The organism is Variovorax sp. HW608, from assembly GCF_900090195.1.
In the GTDB taxonomy this organism is placed as follows: domain Bacteria; phylum Pseudomonadota; class Gammaproteobacteria; order Burkholderiales; family Burkholderiaceae_C; genus Variovorax.
This window is the reverse complement of the sequence record NZ_LT607803.1, coordinates 4,023,799-4,042,590: the sequence shown is the minus strand read 5'-3', so window position 1 is coordinate 4,042,590 and position 18,792 is coordinate 4,023,799. Positions and strand designations below refer to the sequence as shown.

General features: G+C 67.4%; 18 protein-coding genes and 1 riboswitch. Of the genes, 2 read left to right on the top strand and 16 right to left on the bottom strand.

Annotation, left to right across the window (positions count from 1 at the left end):
• Positions 1 to 135: 135 nt before the first annotated feature.
• From VAR608DRAFT_RS19085 to VAR608DRAFT_RS19030, 12 genes are all read right to left on the bottom strand, one after another.
• Positions 136 to 777: a 2-hydroxychromene-2-carboxylate isomerase gene (locus tag VAR608DRAFT_RS19085; protein WP_088955476.1), complete on the bottom strand. Its 642-nt coding sequence runs from the start codon at positions 775 to 777 to the stop codon at positions 136 to 138.
• A complete protein-coding gene (locus VAR608DRAFT_RS19080; RefSeq protein WP_088955475.1) occupies positions 774 to 1,028 on the bottom strand; it encodes a DUF1289 domain-containing protein in 255 nt (84 codons plus the stop codon). The genes VAR608DRAFT_RS19085 and VAR608DRAFT_RS19080 overlap by 4 nt, the downstream gene beginning before the upstream one ends.
• Positions 1,025 to 1,513: a YbaK/EbsC family protein gene (locus tag VAR608DRAFT_RS19075; protein WP_088955474.1), complete on the bottom strand. Its 489-nt coding sequence runs from the start codon at positions 1,511 to 1,513 to the stop codon at positions 1,025 to 1,027. The genes VAR608DRAFT_RS19080 and VAR608DRAFT_RS19075 overlap by 4 nt, the downstream gene beginning before the upstream one ends.
• Entirely contained in the window at positions 1,513 to 2,433 is a 921-nt protein-coding gene (locus VAR608DRAFT_RS19070) for a hydroxymethylglutaryl-CoA lyase (protein ID WP_088955473.1), read from the bottom strand. Before VAR608DRAFT_RS19070 ends, VAR608DRAFT_RS19075 begins: the two co-directional genes overlap by 1 nt.
• A gap of 22 nt (positions 2,434 to 2,455) precedes the next feature.
• Positions 2,456 to 3,385 (bottom strand): 2-hydroxyacid dehydrogenase, encoded by a 930-nt coding sequence (locus VAR608DRAFT_RS19065; protein ID WP_088955472.1) that lies wholly within the window; start codon positions 3,383 to 3,385, stop codon positions 2,456 to 2,458.
• Positions 3,386 to 3,410: 25 nt separating this feature from the next.
• Entirely contained in the window at positions 3,411 to 5,405 is a 1,995-nt protein-coding gene (locus VAR608DRAFT_RS19060) for an acetyl-CoA carboxylase biotin carboxylase subunit (RefSeq protein WP_088958862.1), read from the bottom strand.
• 110 nt (positions 5,406 to 5,515) lie between these two features.
• Complete coding sequence (locus tag VAR608DRAFT_RS19055; RefSeq protein ID WP_088955471.1) at positions 5,516 to 6,187, bottom strand: DUF4126 domain-containing protein; 672 nt, start codon at positions 6,185 to 6,187, stop codon at positions 5,516 to 5,518.
• 15 nt (positions 6,188 to 6,202) lie between these two features.
• Positions 6,203 to 6,994 (bottom strand): enoyl-CoA hydratase/isomerase family protein, encoded by a 792-nt coding sequence (locus tag VAR608DRAFT_RS19050; RefSeq protein WP_088955470.1) that lies wholly within the window; start codon positions 6,992 to 6,994, stop codon positions 6,203 to 6,205.
• Complete coding sequence (locus VAR608DRAFT_RS19045; RefSeq protein ID WP_088955469.1) at positions 6,991 to 7,506, bottom strand: DinB family protein; 516 nt, start codon at positions 7,504 to 7,506, stop codon at positions 6,991 to 6,993. Before VAR608DRAFT_RS19045 ends, VAR608DRAFT_RS19050 begins: the two co-directional genes overlap by 4 nt.
• 23 nt (positions 7,507 to 7,529) lie before the next feature.
• Positions 7,530 to 9,134 carry a carboxyl transferase domain-containing protein gene (locus VAR608DRAFT_RS19040; protein WP_088955468.1) on the bottom strand — a complete coding sequence of 535 codons (1,605 nt, stop codon included), beginning with the start codon at positions 9,132 to 9,134 and terminating at the stop codon, positions 7,530 to 7,532.
• The gene (locus VAR608DRAFT_RS19035; RefSeq protein WP_088955467.1) at positions 9,131 to 10,834 is read right to left on the bottom strand and encodes an AMP-binding protein; all 1,704 of its coding nucleotides are present in this window, start codon (positions 10,832 to 10,834) and stop codon (positions 9,131 to 9,133) included. Before VAR608DRAFT_RS19035 ends, VAR608DRAFT_RS19040 begins: the two co-directional genes overlap by 4 nt.
• A 16-nt stretch (positions 10,835 to 10,850) precedes the next feature.
• Positions 10,851 to 12,023, bottom strand: a complete 1,173-nt coding sequence (locus VAR608DRAFT_RS19030; protein ID WP_088955466.1) for an isovaleryl-CoA dehydrogenase — start codon at positions 12,021 to 12,023, stop codon at positions 10,851 to 10,853.
• 128 nt (positions 12,024 to 12,151) lie between these two features.
• Between VAR608DRAFT_RS19030 and VAR608DRAFT_RS19025 the strand changes: the two genes are divergently transcribed.
• Complete coding sequence (locus tag VAR608DRAFT_RS19025; RefSeq protein ID WP_088955465.1) at positions 12,152 to 13,177, top strand: AraC family transcriptional regulator; 1,026 nt, start codon at positions 12,152 to 12,154, stop codon at positions 13,175 to 13,177.
• Positions 13,178 to 13,302: 125 nt separating this feature from the next.
• The gene (locus VAR608DRAFT_RS19020; protein WP_157731048.1) at positions 13,303 to 13,506 is read left to right on the top strand and encodes a hypothetical protein; all 204 of its coding nucleotides are present in this window, start codon (positions 13,303 to 13,305) and stop codon (positions 13,504 to 13,506) included.
• Between the two features lie 45 nt (positions 13,507 to 13,551).
• Here the strand turns inward: VAR608DRAFT_RS19020 and VAR608DRAFT_RS19015 are convergent, their stop codons facing one another.
• The 4 genes from VAR608DRAFT_RS19015 to VAR608DRAFT_RS19000 all read right to left on the bottom strand — a co-directional run bounded on the left by VAR608DRAFT_RS19015 (position 13,552) and on the right by VAR608DRAFT_RS19000 (position 18,774).
• Positions 13,552 to 14,922, bottom strand: coding sequence for a patatin-like phospholipase family protein (locus tag VAR608DRAFT_RS19015; protein WP_088955463.1), 1,371 nt, complete (start codon positions 14,920 to 14,922; stop codon positions 13,552 to 13,554).
• A 7-nt stretch (positions 14,923 to 14,929) separates the two neighbouring features.
• On the bottom strand, positions 14,930 to 15,622 hold the full coding sequence (locus VAR608DRAFT_RS19010; protein WP_088955462.1) for an HAD family hydrolase: 693 nt from the start codon (positions 15,620 to 15,622) through the stop codon (positions 14,930 to 14,932).
• A gap of 39 nt (positions 15,623 to 15,661) precedes the next feature.
• On the bottom strand, positions 15,662 to 17,545 hold the full coding sequence (gene thiC, locus VAR608DRAFT_RS19005) for a phosphomethylpyrimidine synthase ThiC (protein ID WP_088955461.1): 1,884 nt from the start codon (positions 17,543 to 17,545) through the stop codon (positions 15,662 to 15,664).
• Positions 17,546 to 17,625: 80 nt separating this feature from the next.
• A riboswitch (TPP riboswitch) is annotated at positions 17,626 to 17,733 on the bottom strand.
• Positions 17,734 to 17,802: 69 nt separating this feature from the next.
• On the bottom strand, positions 17,803 to 18,774 hold the full coding sequence (locus tag VAR608DRAFT_RS19000) for a rhodanese-like domain-containing protein (RefSeq protein ID WP_088955460.1): 972 nt from the start codon (positions 18,772 to 18,774) through the stop codon (positions 17,803 to 17,805).
• Positions 18,775 to 18,792: the final 18 nt, after the last annotated feature.

Sequence of the window (18,792 nt, the reverse complement as noted above, 5' to 3'; positions counted from 1 at the left end):
TCTAGTGTTTGCGCCCACGGCGTGGGACATCATGCATTCTTGGAGCGCCGACTGACCCGAGGCTGTCGCCAAACTTAATCGTGGCTGACAACCTAGGGTCTAACCCGCGGATTGCTTTTCAGCCTGCAGAAAATATCAGCGATTGCTGCGACGCAACGCAGGGCGCTGGTCAGCAGTGGCCCACTCAGCGCTGTCGAACCAGTCGTCGCCGGCGAGGTAGGCGCGCAGCATGCCGAGGCCATCGAAACCCCAGAACTGCCGGCCGTCGACCTCGAAGGTGGGCACGCCGAACACGCCATCGGCAATCGCTTCGTCGGTGTTCTGCTTGAGTTGCGCCTTCACCTCGTCGCCCGCCGGATCGCGCAGCAGCCGCAGCTGAGCGGCCAGCGCAGCGAGCCGGGCTTCGTCGCCGGGATCGCCGCCGCTTCGCCACAGGTCGCGGAAGATCGTCTCGGTCACGTGGCGGTTGATGTCGCCATCGGTCGACGTCGCAAGCGCCAGCCGCAGGTAGGGCAGCGGATTGAAGGGATGCGTCGCCGGCATCTGCACCGGAATGCCCCTCTCGCGGCCCAGCCAGAGGATGTGCCGGTAGGTCCACGTGCGCTTCGGCGCAATCTCGGCCGGACCGAGCTGGCCATGGTGCTTGAGCAGCGCACCGAAGAGCAGCGGCCTGTACGCCACGTTGTAGGTCAGCCCTTCGAGCGCCTGCGGCAGATGCTCGAAGGCGAGATAGGCATACGGCGAGATGAAGTCGAGATGGAAGGTGATGTGCTTCATGGCTTGTCTCCGGCGCCGGCGAGGAAGCCGGCCTCGGCGCGCAGCTCGATCGCGCGCCACACGCCGCGCTTGTCCGCATCGCCCATGCGGCTCCACGCCGCGATCTCGTCGATGGTGCGGAGGCACCCTTCGCAGAAGCCGCTCTCGGGGTCGATGCGGCAGATCGAGATGCAGGGCGACGGGACGCCGCTCGCCACAGCTCGCGCAGCGACGGCGCGTTCGACGATCGAAGGCACGGCTTCGGTGGTCACACGACGTCGGCGACGGGAGCGCCGGTGAGTCCTTCGAGATCCTGCGGACGCAGCCGCACCACCGCATGCGGATGGCCTGCCGCGGCCCAGATCTCGTCGAAGCGGAACAGCTCGCGATCGATCAGCATCACCGGCTCGGTCGCATGCCCGAACGGCGACACGCCGCCGATCGAAAAACCGGTGCGCGACTTCACGAAGTCCGCGTCGGCGCGGCCCAGCTTGCCGACGATGGCCTCGACCTTCTTCTCGTTCACGCGCCTGTCGCCCGAGGTCACGACCAGCACCGCGCTCTCGTCGGACTTGCGGCGGAAGACGATGCTCTTGGCGATCTGCCCGAGCTCGATGCCCAGCGCATCGGCCGCCTGCTGCGCGGTGCGCGCGGCATCGTCGAGCATGCGCGGCGAATGGGGATGGCCCTTGTCCTGCAGCACCCGCGCGACGCGCTGCACGCCTTCGGGCAACGAAGTCAATTCAGCGCCACACATCAACCATTCCTCTTCGTACGGATCGCCTTCGATGCGCGCGAGTTCGGCTCGCGGCCCAGCGCATCGCTGATGTACACGCCCGCATCGATCAGCTTGTCGAGATCGATCCCGGTCTCGATGCCCATGCCGTGCAGCATGTAGACCACGTCCTCGGTCGCGACGTTGCCGGTCGCGCCCTTGGCGTAGGGACAGCCGCCCAGGCCCGCCACCGAGGATTGGAAGTTCCACACGCCCAGTTCCAGCGCGGCCAGCGTATTGGCGAGCGCCTGGCCGTAGGTGTCGTGAAAGTGGCCCGAGACCTCGTCGATGCCGAAGTGCGCGAGCGTGGCCTCGATGGCGCGCTGCACCTTGCGCGGCGTGCCCACGCCGATCGTGTCGGCCACATCCACGCGCTGCACGCCGATGCCCTTCATCAGCCTGGCGAGGTAGTCCACCTTGTCGGGTGCGATGTCGCCCTCGTAGGGACACCCCACCGTGCAGCTCATGGCGCCCCGCACCTGGACGCCCTTGGCGCGTGCGGCTGCGGCGACGGGCGCGAAACGCTCGATGCTTTCGGCGATCGAGCAGTTGATGTTCTTCTGGCTGAAGGCCTCGCTCGCGGCGCCGAACACCACGATCTCGTCGGGCCATTCCTCGCGCGGTGCGGCGCTCGCGGCCTCGAAGCCCTTCATGTTCGGCGTCAGCACCGAGTAGCGCACGCCCGGCTTGCGCCGGATGCCGTGCATCACCTCGGAGTTGTCCGCCATCTGCGGGACCCACTTGGGGGAGACGAAGCTGGTGACCTCGATTTCCCGCACGCCGGCGTCCTGCAGGCGATGCACGAGGCCGATCTTGACCTCGGCGGGCACCGGCTGCTTCTCGTTCTGCAGACCGTCGCGCGGGCCGACGTCGACGATCCTGACCTTGCTGGGAAGTTTCATGGGGGAGTTCTCCGTGAACGGATCAGTATCCGCGTTCCGTGTCGACCACGCCGGCAATGGGTTCTCCGCGCACCATCGCGCGGATCTTGCCGGCGATCTGCGCGATCGATGCTTCGCGCATCGTGCGCGCCGAGCCGTGCGGCGTGACGTTGATCTTCGGGTGCCGCCAGAAGGGATGCTCGGCAGGCAGCGGCTCGACCTCGAACACATCGAGCGTCGCGCCCGCGAGTTGCCTGCTGTCGAGCAGCGGGATCAGGTCGGCTTCCACCAGATGCGCGCCGCGCGCGACGTTGATGACATAGCCGCCCGGTTGGCCGCCGTTGATCTTCGAGAGCGTCTCGCGGTTCATGATGCCGCGCGTGTCGGGCGTCAGCGGCAGCAGGTTGACCAGCACGCGGCTCGCGCCGAGGAAGGCATCGAAGTTGCTCTCGCCGGCAAAGCAGCGCACGCCGGGCAGATCCTTCGGCGAACGGCTCCAGCCGTTGACCGGAAACTCGAAGTGCCGAACCGCCTTCGCGACCCGCTCGCCAAGCACGCCGAGCCCCATGACGCCGACCGGAAAGTCCTCGCGCTCGCGCGGCTTGCGGAAGCTCCAGCGGCCCGCACGCGACTCGGCCTCGTAGGCATCGAACTCGCGGAAGTGCCGGATCAGGTAGTGGCAGACATACTCGGCCATCTGCACCGCCATGCCTGCGTCGTCGAGCCGCACGATGCGGGTCCGGGGCGGCACCTTGAGCTTGAGCAGCGCATCGACGCCGGCGCCGATGTTGAAGAGGCCCTGCAGCCCGGGCTGCTCGTCCAGCATCTGCTGAGGCGGCGCCCAGACGACTGCATGGTCGGCCGGCGCGGCGCCGGGTTGCCAGTTCTCCACCTCGGCCTCGGGGAAAGCGGCGCGAAGCCCTTCGATCCACGCATCGGGACGAAGATCGGTCAGGCACACCAGGATTCGCATTCGGGAAGTCATCCCCCGAGCTTAATCAACCAGCAATCCGAAGCAGCTCCGCGCCCTCGGTGACCTGGTCGCCCGGCGCGAAGAGTAACTCCTCGACCGTGCCATCGGCGGGTGCGGCGATGGTGTGCTCCATCTTCATCGCCTCCATCACCGCGAGCGCCTGTCCGCGGCTCACCTTGTCGCCGGCCTTGACCGCAAAGGACACCACCTTGCCCGGCATCGGCGCGGTGAGACGCCCGCCTTCGGCATGGGTGTCGCCGGCATGCGCGAGGCGATCGATGGCGGTGATCCTCGTCGCGCCATCGGCAGCGAAGACGTGCGCCGTCGACTGATCCTCGTAGACATTGAGCGTGTGCCGGTGGCCGTTGAACATCAGTTCGACTTCGCCCGTCGGGAAGCTGCCGATCTCCAGCGGACCCGAGACATCGCCGACGCTGAGCGCAAGCGCGCCGTCGTGCAGGTAGCGCAGCTCGGCGGTCTTCGTCTCGCCGCGGAATTCGAATTCGAAAGGCCGCGTGGCGGTGCCGTGCGACTGCCAGCCGTCGCGACGGCTGAAGGGATCGGCATTGGCGGTCGCCCGCTCGGCGAGCAGCGTGTTCGCGATCGATGCCGCGGCCGCGAGCGGCAGGCCCAGCGGCTCCTGGTCGAACAGCACTGCGCGCTCGCGCTCGATCAGCGCGGTGTCCAGCTTCGCATTGGCGAAGGAATCGGTGCGCAGGATGCCGCGCAGGAACTGCACATTGGTCGCCACGCCCACGATGTGGGTCTGCGCCAGCGCCTGGTCGAGCCGCGCGAGCGCCTCTTCGCGGGTCGCGCCGTGCACGATGAGCTTGGCGATCATGGAGTCGTAGAAGGGCGAGATGACGCCGCCTTCGCGCACGCCGTCGTCGATGCGCACACGGCTGCGCTGGAAGGCGGTCGCGTGCGGCTTGCGGTAGACGTGCAGCGTTCCGGTGGCGGGCAGGAAGTTGTTGTCGGGGTTCTCGGCGCAGATGCGCGCCTCGATCGCATGGCCGTGGATCTGAAGCTGCTCCTGCTTGAGCGGCAGGGGCTCGCCAGACGCCACGCGCAGTTGCCACTCGACGAGGTCGAGGCCCGTGATCGCCTCCGTCACCGGATGCTCCACCTGCAGGCGGGTGTTCATCTCCATGAAGAAAAAACTCATGCGGCCGTCGTCGCGCTGCTCGACGATGAATTCCACCGTGCCTGCGCCGACATAGTTGACCGCACGCGCGGCCGCCACCGCCGCTTCGCCCATCTGCCTGCGCATCGCCTCGGTCATGCCGGGCGCGGGGGCTTCTTCCAGCACCTTCTGGTGCCGCCGCTGCACCGAGCAGTCGCGCTCGAACAGGTAGACATAGTTGCCGTGCGTGTCGCCAAAGACCTGGATCTCGATGTGGCGCGGGCGCTGCACGTACTTCTCGATCAGCACCGCGTCATCGCCGAAGCTGTTGATCGCCTCGCGCTGGCAGGAGGCGAGCGCGGCGGCGAAATCGCCCCTCTTCTCGACGATGCGCATGCCTTTGCCGCCGCCGCCCGCGCTGGCCTTGATGAGCACCGGATAGCCGATGCGGTCCGCTTCGCGCTGCAGCAGCTCGGGGTTCTGGTCTGCGCCGTGGTAGCCGGGCACCAGCGGCACGTCGGCCCTTTCCATCAGTTGCTTGGATTCGGCCTTCAGGCCCATCGCCTTGATCGCCGAAGGCGGCGGGCCGATGAAGACCAGTCCGGCATCGGCGCAGGCCTGCGCGAACTCCTCGTTCTCGCTCAGGAAGCCATAGCCGGGGTGCACCGCTTCGGCCCCCTTGGCCTTCGCGGCTTCGAGGATCTTTTCCCAGCGCAGGTAGCTGTCCTTCGGCGCGCTGCCGCCGAGGTGGACCGATTCGTCGCAGGCGCGCACGTGGCTGGCATGCGCGTCGGCGTCCGAGTACACCGCGACGCTGCGCACTGCCATGCGACGCGCGGTCGCCGCCACTCTGCAGGCGATTTCACCGCGGTTTGCAATCAGGATCTTCTTAAACATGCTGCGCCCCCGCGGTGAAATCGCCTCCGCACGCTTCGCGTGCCATGCAATTTGGCTCTGCCGCTGCGCCGCTTCGCGGCTGGTCTCCACGGTTTGCGATCAGGATCTTCTTAAACATTCGATGAGTCTCCAGGGGGATTCTTCTTGAGCTGGAACGCCGGCGTCACGCCGGGATCGGGCCGCCCGCTGAAGATGCGGGCGACACGGCCAAAGAGCGATCGCAGGAACCGCCAGCTCTTTCGGATCAGCCACACGCTGAGCACGAGCACGGCGATGAAGAGAATGCCGAACACCAGCGGATGCACGACCGCGAGCCACAGGCCGGTCGGCACCAAGCCGTCCTCCACCAGCGACGCGCCGATGTTGCTGAACGGTTCGGGCGACGTGTTGATCGCCGCGCGGGTGGTGGCCTTGGCGGCATGCGCAGTGGCCGCGAAGCCGCCGCCCAGCAGCGCCGCCACGAGCGCCATCGCCGCATGGTCGGCACCGAACACAGCCGCTGCCAGAGCGGCTCCGGCGGGGATGCGGATCACGGTGTGGACCATGTCCCAGAGCGAATCGAGGCCGGGGATCTTGTCGGCGAAGAACTCGACGAAGACCATGAAGCCGCTTGCAACCAGTACCACTGGATGCGCCAGAAGCTGCAAGCCCCCCGGAAGCTGGACCCAGCCGAGATAGCCCGCAAGCCCCGTGAGCAGCACCACGAGGTACAGCCGCACGCCGCTGGCCCAGCCCAATGCCGCGGCCAGAGCCAGCAGTTGGGGCATGTCCAGCGAGTCCATGATCCGTCCGATGCTTCAGGCGAGCCACGAAGGCTTGCGCTTTTCGAGGAAGGACCGCACGCCTTCGCGGCCTTCTTCGCTCGCGCGGATGTCGGCGATGCCCTGAACCGTCTTCGCGATCAGCGCGTCGTCGATCTCCTGCCCTGCCACGTCCGCGATCAGCGTCTTGCAGGCACGCACCGCCGCCGGGCTCGCGCTGGTCAGCGCCTTCACGATCTCGGCCACCTTGGCGTCGAGTGCATCGGCTGGCACCACTTCATGCACGAAGCCGATGCGATGCGCCTGCGTCGCGTTGAAGCGTTCCGCCGTCAGGAAATAGCGTTGCGCCGCGCGCGTGCCCATCGCGCGCAGCACGTAGGGGCTGATGGTGGCCGGGATCAGGCCGATCTTCACTTCGCTCAGGCAATACCACGCGGTGTCCACGCTGACCGCGACATCGCATGCGGCCACGAGCCCCATGCCGCCCGCGTACACATCGCCCTGCACGCGCGCGATCACCGGCTTCGGGCTTTCGTGGATCGCGCGCAGCATCGCGGCGAGGTTGCCGGCATCGGCGAGGTTCTCTGCATGCGTGAAGTCCGCCGCGCGCCGCATCCAGTTGAGGTTGGCGCCGGCGCAGAAGGCCGGTCCGTTCGCGCCGAGCACGATCGCGCGCACCGCGGGCGCCGCAACCGCCTCTGCGAACGCATCGCCGAGCTCGCGGATGACCACGTCATCGAACGCATTGCGCAGCTCGGGCCGGTTGAGCCAGATGCGCGCGACCGCGCCTTCGATGGACAGTTCGAGTGTGGTGAACGATGTGCTCATGTCGGGGAACGTGCCTCTTGTTGAAGGAGATAGACCCAGTCGAGCTCGGGTCCGGGGTGGACCATGGCCGTCAGCGCCGCCGTGAGCTGGCCGCGGTGATGGGTCGCATGGTTGAAGACATGGCCGAGCGCCGGCGCGAAGGGGATGCGCACCTCTTCGCCGTTGTTGCGCACATAGACCAGCTCGCCATCGAAGCGATCGGGCGTGAGCGTCGCGAGCCACGGGCTCCAGCGCATCACCGCCTCGCCGAGCGCCTTGCACACTTCGGCGCGTTCCTGATGCAGTTCCGTGTCCAGCGGCACGCGCAGCGAACGCCCTTCGGCGAAGCGAGAGAACCAGATGTTGTCGGTCAAGAGAAGATGGTTCACCGTGCGGTGCACCGACCGGAAGTACAGGCCGCAATCGCGGTGCCAGTCATCGTCCGAAAGCCCGCGCAGATTCGTGTCGATCAGCTTGTGCGTGGCCCAGACGTGATAGCGCGCGAGGCTCGCGAAGTAGTTCGGCAGTGTCATGACGGACCCCTTCCTTCTATGTCTTACATGCGGAAGACACCGAACTTCGGCTCGGCGATCGGCGCGTTGCGCGCGGCGGCGAGCCCCAGCGCCAGCACGCGGCGCGTGTCGGCAGGGTCGATGATGCCGTCGTCCCACAGGCGCGCGGTGGCGTAGTACGGATGGCCCTGCAGCTCGTACTGCTGGCGGATCGGCGCCTTGAAGGCTTCTTCCTCCTCCGCGCTCCATTGGCCGCCCTTGGCCTCGATGCCGTCGCGCTTGACGGTGGCGAGCACGCTCGCGGCCTGCTCGCCGCCCATCACGCTGATGCGCGCATTCGGCCACATCCAGAGGAAGCGCGGCGAATAGGCGCGGCCGCACATGCCGTAGTTGCCCGCGCCGAAGCTGCCGCCGATGATGATCGTGAACTTGGGCACGTTGGCGGTGGCCACTGCGGTCACCATTTTGGCGCCGTGGCGCGCGATGCCTTCGTTCTCGTACTTGCGCCCGACCATGAAGCCGGTGATGTTCTGCAGGAACACCAGCGGGATCTTGCGCTGGCAGCACAGCTCGATGAAATGCGCGCCCTTCTGCGCCGATTCGGAGAACAGGATGCCGTTGTTGGCGACGATGCCCACCGGCATGCCCTCGATCTCGGCGAAGCCGCACACCAGCGTGTTGCCGTAGCGCGCCTTGAATTCGTGGAACTCGCTGCCGTCGACGATGCGGGCGATGATCTCGCGCACGTCGAAGGGCTTGCGGGTGTCGACGGGGATCACGCCGTAGAGCTCCTCCGCAGGATAAGCGGGGGCGCTGACCACGGAAGGACCGGGCGCTTGCGCCCGGTTATCCCCTAAATTTTTTACGGCGGTGCGCGCGAGTGCGAGCGCATGCAGGTCGTTCTGCGCCAGGTGATCGGCCACGCCCGAGAGCCGCGTGTGCACGTCGCCCCCACCCAGGTCTTCGGCCGTCACGACCTCGCCGGTCGCCGCCTTCACCAGCGGCGGGCCGCCCAGGAAGATGGTGCCCTGGTTCTTGACGATGATGCTTTCGTCGCTCATCGCCGGCACATACGCGCCACCCGCGGTGCACGAACCCATCACCACCGCGATCTGCGCGATGCCCTGCGCGCTCATGTTCGCCTGGTTGTAGAAGATGCGGCCGAAGTGCTCGCGGTCCGGGAACACCTCGTCCTGGTTCGGCAGGTTCGCGCCGCCCGAGTCGACCAGGTAGATGCACGGCAGGCGGTTCTGCTCGGCGATCTCCTGCGCCCGCAGGTGCTTCTTGACGGTCATCGGGTAGTAGGTGCCGCCCTTCACCGTCGCGTCGTTGCACACGATCATGCAGTCCACGCCGCTCACGCGGCCGATGCCGGCGATCAGGCCCGCGCCGGGCGCTGCGCCGTGGTACATCGCGTGCGCGGCGAGCGGGGAGATCTCCAGGAACGGCGTGCCGGGGTCGAGCAGTTGCGCGACACGGTCGCGCGGCAGCAGCTTGCCGCGTGCGGTGTGCTTGCTGCGCGCGGCCTCGCCGCCGCCGGCCTCGACCTTGGCGAACTGGGCGTGCAGGTCGTCGACCAGCGTGCGCATCGCGCTGGCATTGGCCTGGAATTCGGCCGAACGGGCGTTGAGTTTCGTCTCCAGCTTCATGCGGTTCTTTCTTCGTCGAGGCCCAGGCGGCCCTTCATCGCTTCGCGGATCTTGAACTTCTGGATCTTGCCGGTCACCGTCATCGGGAATTCGGTGACGAACTCGATGTAGCGCGGCACCTTGTAGTGGGCGATCTGGCCCTTGCAGAAGTCGCGGATCTCGTCGGCGGTCACGCTCTGGCCGGGCTTGGCGATGATCCACGCGCACAGCTCTTCGCCGTACTTCTTGTCGGGCAACCCGACCACCTGTACGTCCTGCACCTTCGGATGCCGGTAGAGGAACTCCTCGATCTCGCGCGGATAGATGTTCTCGCCGCCGCGAATCACGAGGTCCTTGATGCGGCCGACGATGTTGACGTAGCCCTCGTCGTCCATCGTCGCGAGGTCGCCGGTGTGCATCCAGCCGTCCGCGTCGATGGCCTCGCGCGTCTTCTCCGGGTCTTCCCAGTAGCCGTGCATCACCGAATAGCCGCGCGTGCAGAACTCGCCCGAGCTGCCGCGCGGCACGATGTCGCCGCTGATCGGATCGACGATCTTGATCTCCAGCTGCGGCTGCACCGTGCCGACGGTGGAGACGCGCTTTTCGAGCGGCGTATCGGTGGAGCTCTGGCAACTCACCGGGCTGGTCTCGGTCATGCCGTAGGCGATGGTGATCTCGCGCAGGTGCATCTGCTCCACCACGCGCTTCATCACTTCGGTCGGGCACGGCGAGCCGGCCATGATGCCGGTGCGCAATGTCGAAAGGTCGAACTCCCTGAAGCGCGGGTGGTCGAGCTCGGCGATGAACATCGTCGGCACACCATGCAGGCCGGTGCACTTCTCGTCCTGCACCGTCTGCAGCACCGTGATCGGGTCGAAGCCGTCATTGGGGTAGACGATGGTGCTGCCGTGCGTGATGCACGCGAGGTTGCCCAGCACCATGCCGAAGCAGTGATAGAGCGGCACCGGGATGCAGAGGCGATCCTTTGGCGTGAGCTTCATGCATTCGCCGATGAAGAAGCCGTTGTTGAGGATGTTGCGGTGCGTGAGCGTCGCGCCCTTCGGGAAGCCGGTGGTGCCGCTGGTGAACTGGATGTTGATCGGGTCCGTCGCCTTCAGCGTCTTCGCGGTGGCCGCGAGCTTGGGGTCGTCGGCCGAACCGCTTTCGAGCAGCGCCGAGAAGCGCACCAGCCCCGGCAGCTCGCCGCTGTCGGCCGGGGTATCGATCCACGCCACGGTGCGCAGGTGCGGCAGGCGCGCGGCCTTGAGTTCACCGGGCTTCGATGACGCGAGCTCGGGCGCCAGCTCGCGCAGCATGCCGACGTAGTCGCTGGTCTTGAAGCTCTTCATCGTCACCAGCGCCTTGCACGCGACCTTGTTGAGCGCGTATTCGAGCTCCGAGGTTCGATACGCCGGGTTGATGTTGACCAGGATGATCCCGGCCTTGGCGGTCGCGAGCTGCATCAGCACCCACGGCACGTTGTTGTGCGACCAGATGCCCACGCGGTCGCCGGGCACGAGGCCGAGCTTCAGCAGCGCACTTGCAAGGCGGTTCGACTCGCGCTGGAGCTCAAGATAGCTCAGGCGCTTCTTTTCATGCGCGCTGACCAGCGCATCGCGGTCACCTTGCCGCGCCGCCATGTCGTCGAAGAAATCGCCGAGGGTCTGCTCGATCAGCGGCACGTCGGTGGCGCCTTGCGCCAGGCTCAGCTTCGAGGTCATGTGCGCCTCCTTCGGATCAGGCGGTTTCGGAGAACAGCTCGCGGCCGATCAGCATGCGGCGGATCTCGCTGGTGCCGGCGCCGATCTCGTACAGCTTGGCATCGCGCCACAGCCGCTCGACCGGGAATTCCTTGGTATAGCCCACGCCGCCGAGGGCCTGGATCGCCTCGCCGGCCATCCAGGTGGCCTTCTCGGCCGAATAGAGGATTGCGCCGGCCGCATCCTTGCGGAAGGTGCGCGCATGGTCGTTGCGGTCGCAGGCCTTGCCGACCGCGTAGACGTAGGCGCGCGTGGCCTGCCAGGTCGAATACATGTCGGCCACCTTGCCCTGCATGAGCTGGAACTCGCCGATGCTCTGGCCGAACTGCTTGCGCTCGTGGATGAAGGGCAGCACCGTATCCATGCACGCGGCCATGATGCCGAGCGGGCCGCCGGAAAGCACCGCGCGCTCGTAGTCGAGGCCGCTCATCAGCACCTTGGCGCCCATGCCCTCGCCGCCGAGCACGTTCTCTTCAGGCACCTCGCAGTTGTCGAAGAAGAGCGGGAAGGTGTTCGATCCGCGCATGCCGAGCTTGTCGAGCTTGCTGCCGGCCGAGAAGCCCTTGAAGCCCTTCTCGACGATGAAGGCCGTCATGCCGCGCGCGCCCATCTCGGGCTCGGTCTTGGCATAGATGACCAGCGTGTCGGCGTCGCCGCCGTTGGTGATCCACATCTTGCCGCCGTTGAGCACGTAGCGGTCGCCCTTCTTCTCGGCGCGCAGCTTCATGCTGACCACGTCGGAGCCGGCATTGGGCTCGCTCATCGCGAGTGCGCCGACGTGTTCGCCGCTCACCAGCTTGGGCAGGTACTTCTTCTTCTGCGCCTCGCTGCCATTGCGGTGGATCTGGTTCACGCACAGGTTGGAGTGCGCGCCGTACGACAGGCCGACCGAGGCCGACGCGCGCGAGACCTCTTCCATCGCCACGATGTGCGCGAGGTAGCCGAGCTGGGTGCCGCCGTATTCCTCGCTCACGGTCATGCCGTGCAGGCCGAGGTCGCCGAGCTTCTTCCAGAGGTCGTGCGGGAAGAGGTTGTCGCGGTCGATGGCGGCCGCGCGCGGCGCGATTTCTTCGGCGGCGAAGTGCTGGATCGCGTCGCGCAGCGAATCGATGGTCTCGCCCAGGTCGAAGTTCAGGCCGGGATCGTGCATGGGGTTGTCTCCTTTCGGGTCGTCGGCGGCGCGCGGAAAGTCGTGCGCGGAAAGCCGCAGCTTACGCCGTGTGCCGTTGCAATTGGCGCCACAATGGTTGCAAATCCAGCCACCATGTTCACCTCTCGATGAGCTCGTCCCCGCTTCGCGGCTCCAGCCGCGCCGCCACCCCGATGGCCTTTGTCAGAGCCATTGTCCGAGGCTACGAGCGCTACGGGATGGACCCCGCCGGCGCCCTGGCGGAGGCACAGATTCCGCCGCATGAGATCGAAAATCCCAACGCCCGCGTGACGGCCGCGCAGTTCGAGACGCTGTCCGGCCACGCGATGCAGGAACTCGACGACGAGGCGCTCGGCTGGTTCTCGCGCCGGCTGCCGTGGGGCACCTACGGCATGCTGTGCCGGGCCTCGAACGCCTCGCCCGACCTCGGCGTGGCGATCAAGCGCTGGTGCCGGCACCACCGGCTGCTGACCGAGGACATCACGCTCGACCTCGACGTGGCGGACGGGCTGGCCACGCTGACGATCACCGAACACCGCGACCTGGGCGTCTTCCGCGAGTTCTGCCTCGTCTCCAGCCTGCGCTTTTTGCACGGCTATGCCTGCTGGGCGATCGATTCGCGCGTCTCGCTCAGCGCGGCCTCGTTCCCGTTCGAGGCGCCGCCGCACCGCGACGCCTATCCACTGATGTTCGGCGGCGAACTGCGCTTCGGCGCCGACCGGGCCCGCTACAGCTTCGACGAACGGTACCTCGCGATGCCGCTGCTGCGCGACGAGCGCGCGCTGCGGACGATGCTGCGCCGCGCCCTGCCGCTGACGGTGCTGCAATACCGGCGCGACCGGCTGCTGGGCCAGCGCGTGCGCGAGCTGTTGCGCACCCGCGGGCCGGAAGCCGGCAACGCCGAATCGATCGCCGCGCTGCTGAACCTCTCCACCCGCACCCTGCACCGGCAGTTGCAGGAAGAAGGCATGTCGCTGCAGACGCTGAAGGACGAGGTCCGCCACGAACTGGCGGCGGAGCAGCTCCGGCGCACCGAGCGCCCGATCAAGCAGATCGCACTGGCGGTGGGTTTCCGCAACGAAAAGAGCTTTTCCCGTGCATTTCGCGCCTGGAGCGGGCTGACGCCCGGGGCGTTCAGGCGCCGGGATCTGTAACAGCGCGGCGGGTGACAATTGCGTTGCACTTTTCAGGGGCTAATCCGTGAACAATTGCGCGCCGGATGCACTCCAGGAGTGGCTCGCAGCCCGGCGACGCCTCCAGCCAGCCCTACGATTACCAAATGCAACAAATTCCCGACACCAACAGTTCCGACTTCGCGGATCTCATGGACTTCATCGCCACGTCGGGACGCACGCGCAACGGCGCCTTCGTGAACGAGAACGCCGACCGGCTCGTCATGGACATGTGGGCCGGCCGCGCCCAGGCGATGACCCAGTCGCTCGTCGCGATGGCCAAGGCCTCCTCGGTGCTCGGCAAGCACTGATTTCCCTCTCCGGGCGGCCCTCGCCGCACCCCGCCCGCGTCCGGTTCAATCGTCCTTCACGCCCAGCGACCGCTTCAGCGCCTGGAAATCGGCCGAACGCTGCAATGCGCTTCGACCGGCGGCGATCAGCCGGGTGACCTCCTCGTCGCTGATCGAGAACGCGGTCGGCACTTGTAACAACCGAAGCCGCAACTCGCCATCCGCCGCATCGCGCAGGTTGGCCTGCACCACATGGATCTCGGCGTCGGGCGCGAAGGCGTCCGCGCCGGTGCCGCGGCGGCGCAGGTCCTCGCGCCACTGCCTGGCGGTATCCAGAAGGAACTCCTGTGTCTCGAGCGTGGCGCGCGCACCGGCGCCGAAAAGCAGCGTGTCCGCCACCTGGCGGATGCCGGGCACCTCGCCGCTCTGGTCGATGTTGTTCGCCGGATCGCGCGCGGAGTTCACGCTGATCACCACCAGCTTGTGGACGCTGCCGGGCGGGATGCCGACCTCCTCGAAGCTCTCGGCCAAACCGCCGCCGAGCAGCGCCCGGTCGAGCAGCCGCCGCACCGCGAGGTTGTCGGCCACGCCCCCGTCGACCAGGTGGATGAAAGGCCGCGCCTGGGCGTCGAGGTAGCTGTTCGCCTGCATGCGGAACATGCGCGCCCGGTAGTTCACGCCGCCCACCGTCGCGAGCCGGGGCGTGATGCCCCGGTCGCGGCAGACCTGGGCGTGGTTCTTGAGCGTCAGGGGGCTCAGGAGGACCGGCACCGCCGACGAGGCCGCGACAGCGAACGACAGCGGCACGCTTTGCAGATCGGAGCAGATCAGCTCGAACTGGTCCTGCGTGAACTCGAACGGGGTTCCGAGCGACATGTCCGTCGCCGCGATCACCAGTTGCGGGTGCCGCGGGTCGTTCTCGAGGTCGCCATAGGTCTTGCCCTGGTAGATCTCGTCGAGCCGCCGCGCGAGCAGGTGCGCGCGGCCGTACCAGGGCGATGTCAGGTCATGCAGGCTGCTCGGCCGCAGCGCCTTCAGGATGAGGCTGTTCTGGAAGTTCTGGCGCAGGAAGGCGCTTTCGAAGTTCGGCAGCCCCAGGACGCCGAAGGCGGCGTAGTACGCCGCCAGGATGCTGCCGCCCGACACGCCACTGATGACGTCGGTGGCATCGAGCAGATCGGTCTCGCGGCCGTTCAGCTGGAACCGGGTGTGGTGGAGCTCCTCGAGCACGCCGTAGCCGAAGGCCGCCGCGCGCGCGCCGCCGCCGGACAGCGTGACCGCGACGAGGATGGTCGGATCGCGCTGCGCCGTCGAGATCACGACCGATCGCGGCGGCGGGGTCTCGGGCAGGGGCTCGTTGATCCATGGCCGCAGCGACGAGCAGGCCGAAAGGCACGCGGCGACCAGGACGACCCAGAGCGCGCGCAGGGCCCGCATGGGAATCTCAGGCGGGCACGAGACGCCAGCCGGAAAGCAGCCCGGGGAGCTCTGCCATGTCGGTGAACACATGTGCCACGCCGACCGCGCGCAAGGCCTCGGGCCCGCTGTGGCCCAGGTCGCTCGGGCTGTAGCCGAAGACCGTGGCGCCGGCCGCGACCCCGGCGCTGGCGCCGGTGACCGTGTCCTCGACCACCGCGCAGCGCGCCGGATCGACGCCGAGCGCCTGCGCCGCGGCGAGGTAGACGTCGGGCGCGGGCTTGGAACGCGGCATTTCGTGCCCGCTGAACACGCGCCCCTCGAAGCAGTCGAGGATGCCGATCTTGTCGAGCTGCAGTTCGACCTTGAAGCGATCGGCGCCCGAGGCGCAGGCGATGCGGCCGTCGAGCGCCGCATGCAGCCCGCGGACGGCCATCTCGGCGCCGGAAATGGCGACCAGTTCGCGCTCCAGCGCGATGTTGCGCCGCTCGCGGAAGCCGACCAGCCATTCCGGCGTCAGCGTGAAGCCGGTGCGCGCCTCGATCAGCGTCGCCTCGTCCTTGACCGCCTTGCCGGTGAAGATGCGCATGCATTCCTCAGCGCTCAGCTCCCAGCCCAGTTCGCCGAGCATTTCTGCCAGGACGCGATTGGTGATGGGCTCGGAGTCGACCAGGACGCCGTCGCAATCGAAAAGGACGGCGTCGAAGGGGAAGGCATTCATAAAGGGCGATCGTATCAACGAAGCCCTTTCAGCCCGATGTCAGACGACGGGCTTGACGGGGATGTAGATCTCGCCCCCGCCGGCCTTGAATTCGGCCGATTTCCCGGCCATGCCCTCCTCGACGGCCGCGTTTTCGTCCAGGCCCTTCTGCGCCGCGTATTCGCGCACTTCCTGCGTGATCTTCATCGAGCAGAACTTCGGCCCGCACATCGAGCAGAAGTGCGCCACCTTGCTGCTGTCCTTGGGCAGGGTCTCGTCGTGGAATTCGCGCGCGGTGTCGGGGTCGAGGCCGAGGTTGAACTGGTCCTGCCAGCGAAAGTCGAAGCGCGCCTGCGAGAGCGCGTCGTCGCGCGCCCGCGCGCCCGGGTGGCCCTTGGCGACGTCGGCCGCATGCGCCGCGATCTTGTAGGCGATGATCCCCTGCTTCACGTCGTCGCGGTCCGGCAGGCCCAGGTGTTCCTTCGGCGTGACGTAGCAGAGCATCGCGGTGCCGAACCAGCCGATCATCGCGGCGCCGATCGCGCTCGCGATGTGGTCGTAGCCCGGCGCGATGTCGATCGTCAGCGGGCCGAGGGTGTAGAACGGCGCTTCGTGGCAGTGCTTCAACTGCTCGTCCATGTTGGCCTGGATCAGGTGCATCGGCACATGGCCCGGGCCTTCGATCATGGTCTGCACATCGTGCTTCCAGGCGATCTGCGTGAGCTCGCCGAGCGTGCGCAGCTCGGCGAACTGCGCCTCGTCATTCGCGTCCGAAGCGCAGCCGGGGCGCAGGCCGTCGCCGAGCGAGAAGCTCACGTCGTACGCCTTCATGACCTCGCAGATCTCCTCGAAGTGCGTGTAGAGGAAGCTCTCCTTGTGATGTGCGATGCACCACTTGGCCATGATCGAGCCGCCGCGCGAGACGATGCCGGTGCGCCGGTTGGCCGTGAGATGGATGAAGGGCAGCCGCAGCCCCGCGTGGATGGTGAAGTAGTCGACGCCCTGCTCCGCCTGCTCGATCAGCGTGTCGCGGTAGATCTCCCAGGTGAGGTCCTCGGCGATGCCGCCGACCTTCTCCAGCGCCTGGTAGATCGGCACCGTGCCGATCGGCACCGGGCTGTTGCGCACGATCCAGTCGCGCGTGGTGTGGATGTTGCGGCCGGTGGAAAGGTCCATCACGTTGTCCGCGCCCCAGCGGATCGCCCACACGAGCTTCTCGACCTCTTCCTCGATGCTGGAGGTCACGGCCGAGTTGCCGATGTTGGCGTTGATCTTGACCTTGAAGTTGCGGCCGATCGCCATCGGCTCGACTTCCGGATGGTTGATGTTGGCGGGGATGATCGCGCGGCCGCGCGCCACTTCGTCGCGCACGAACTCGGGCGTGATGATCTTCGGGATGCTCGCGCCCATCGGATTGCCGGCCAGGCGCTTCTCGCGCGCGGCATCGGCCAGGTATTCGGCCATCCATTCGCGGCGGCCGTTCTCGCGCAGGGCGACGTATTCCATCTCGGGCGTCACGATGCCGCGGCGCGCGTAGTGCATCTGCGTGACGTTGGCGCCGGCCTTCGCCCGGCGCGGCGTGCGCTGCAGGCTCGCCGCACCGGCGCGCAGTTCGGCGATGCGCTCGGCATCGCGGTCGGCGTGCGTGGCGCCGTCGTCGATGGCCTTGTGGATCCGGCCTTCGTAGCTTTCGGTGTCGCCGCGCTCGGCGATCCACGCTGCGCGCACGCCGGGCAGGCCGCGACGCACGTCGATATCGACCGAGGGATCGGTGTACGGGCCAGAGGTGTCGTAGAGCGACACGCACTCGCCGTTGGTCAGCAGCACGTCGCGCACCGGCACGCGCAGATCGGGCCGGCTGCCGGTGATGGCGCTCTTGGTGGAAGCAGGGAAAGGCTCACGGGTCAGCGTGAGGAGGGAGGCGAACTTGTCGACTGCGTTCATGCGGGGCACTCCTGGTGAGGGTCAACGGGGTGCTCCGCAATCGCTCCATGGACGACACCCGCTCGGATGACGGGAAACGTGACGGGAGTCGCAGCTCTTCTTTCGCTGGGATGAACCAGATCAAGTTCGCGGGTTCGGCCGCCTGGCCATCTCAGTGCGCTTCTTTGCGCACACCCCGGAGCGGGGGGAATTTTAGGCGCTGGCCGCGCGGGCGATCAAGCGACTCGCCCCGAAGTCAGCCGTGAGTCAGACAGCGATCAGGCGGGATGGGCGACGGCCATCGGCGCAGCGGCCACCGGCGCTTCCTCGACGCCGCCGGTCCCGGCCATCCAGGCATCGATGCCGCCCGCGAGCACGCGAACGCGAGGCACGCCCGCGGCCACGAAGAGCCGCGCCGCGGCGATCGCACCGCCATCGTCCGGGCAGTCGCAGTAGACGACGAGCTCGCGGCCATCCGCGAAGCCATCGATGCGCGACGGGATGTGCTTGAGCGACACGCCGATCGCACCGGGAACCACGCGGCCGTCCAGGAGACGCGCTTCGTCGGAACGCACGTCGATCACCGTCACGTCGGCGCCGGCCCCGAGCGCGGCACGCAGGGCGCCCACTTCGATGCGGTCGATGTCATCCGCCTGCAAGGCGATCCGGCGCTGCCAGTAGCGCCAGGCGACGAAGGCGCCGAGCAGCACCGCGAACACCGCTGCCGCGGTCAGGCCCACGCTCGAGAACACCGCCAGCACATCCTGGATCGCGGCATGGAACACACGCCCGACCAGCAGGAAGCCCACGGTCCAGATCAGCGCGGCAAGCGTCTCGTAGGAAAGAAAGCGAAGGTTCGACATGCCCAGCGCACCCGCCATCGGCGGCGCCACCACCGACACGCCCGGCACGAACTTGGCCGCGATCAGCGACAGGCCACCCCAGCGGCCGATGATGTTCTCGCTGCGCTTGACGCACGAATCCGCCGACAGCGAGATGCGGCACAGGAGCCGCATCACGCGATAGCCCCAGTGGCGTCCGGCCAGGAACCATGCACCATCGCCCAGGATGTTGCCGACCACCGCCGCCAAGGTCACCGCAAGGAACGACACCTCGCCGCCGACCGTCAAGCCACCGGCCACCACCAGGAAGGGAACGGCGGGCACCGGCGCACCCAGCCGCGCCGCCAGCGTGGCGACGAACACCAGGGCCGAGCCCTGGCTGGCGAGGAGTGCAACGAAGTCGTTCATTTCGGGTGCCTGGAGGTC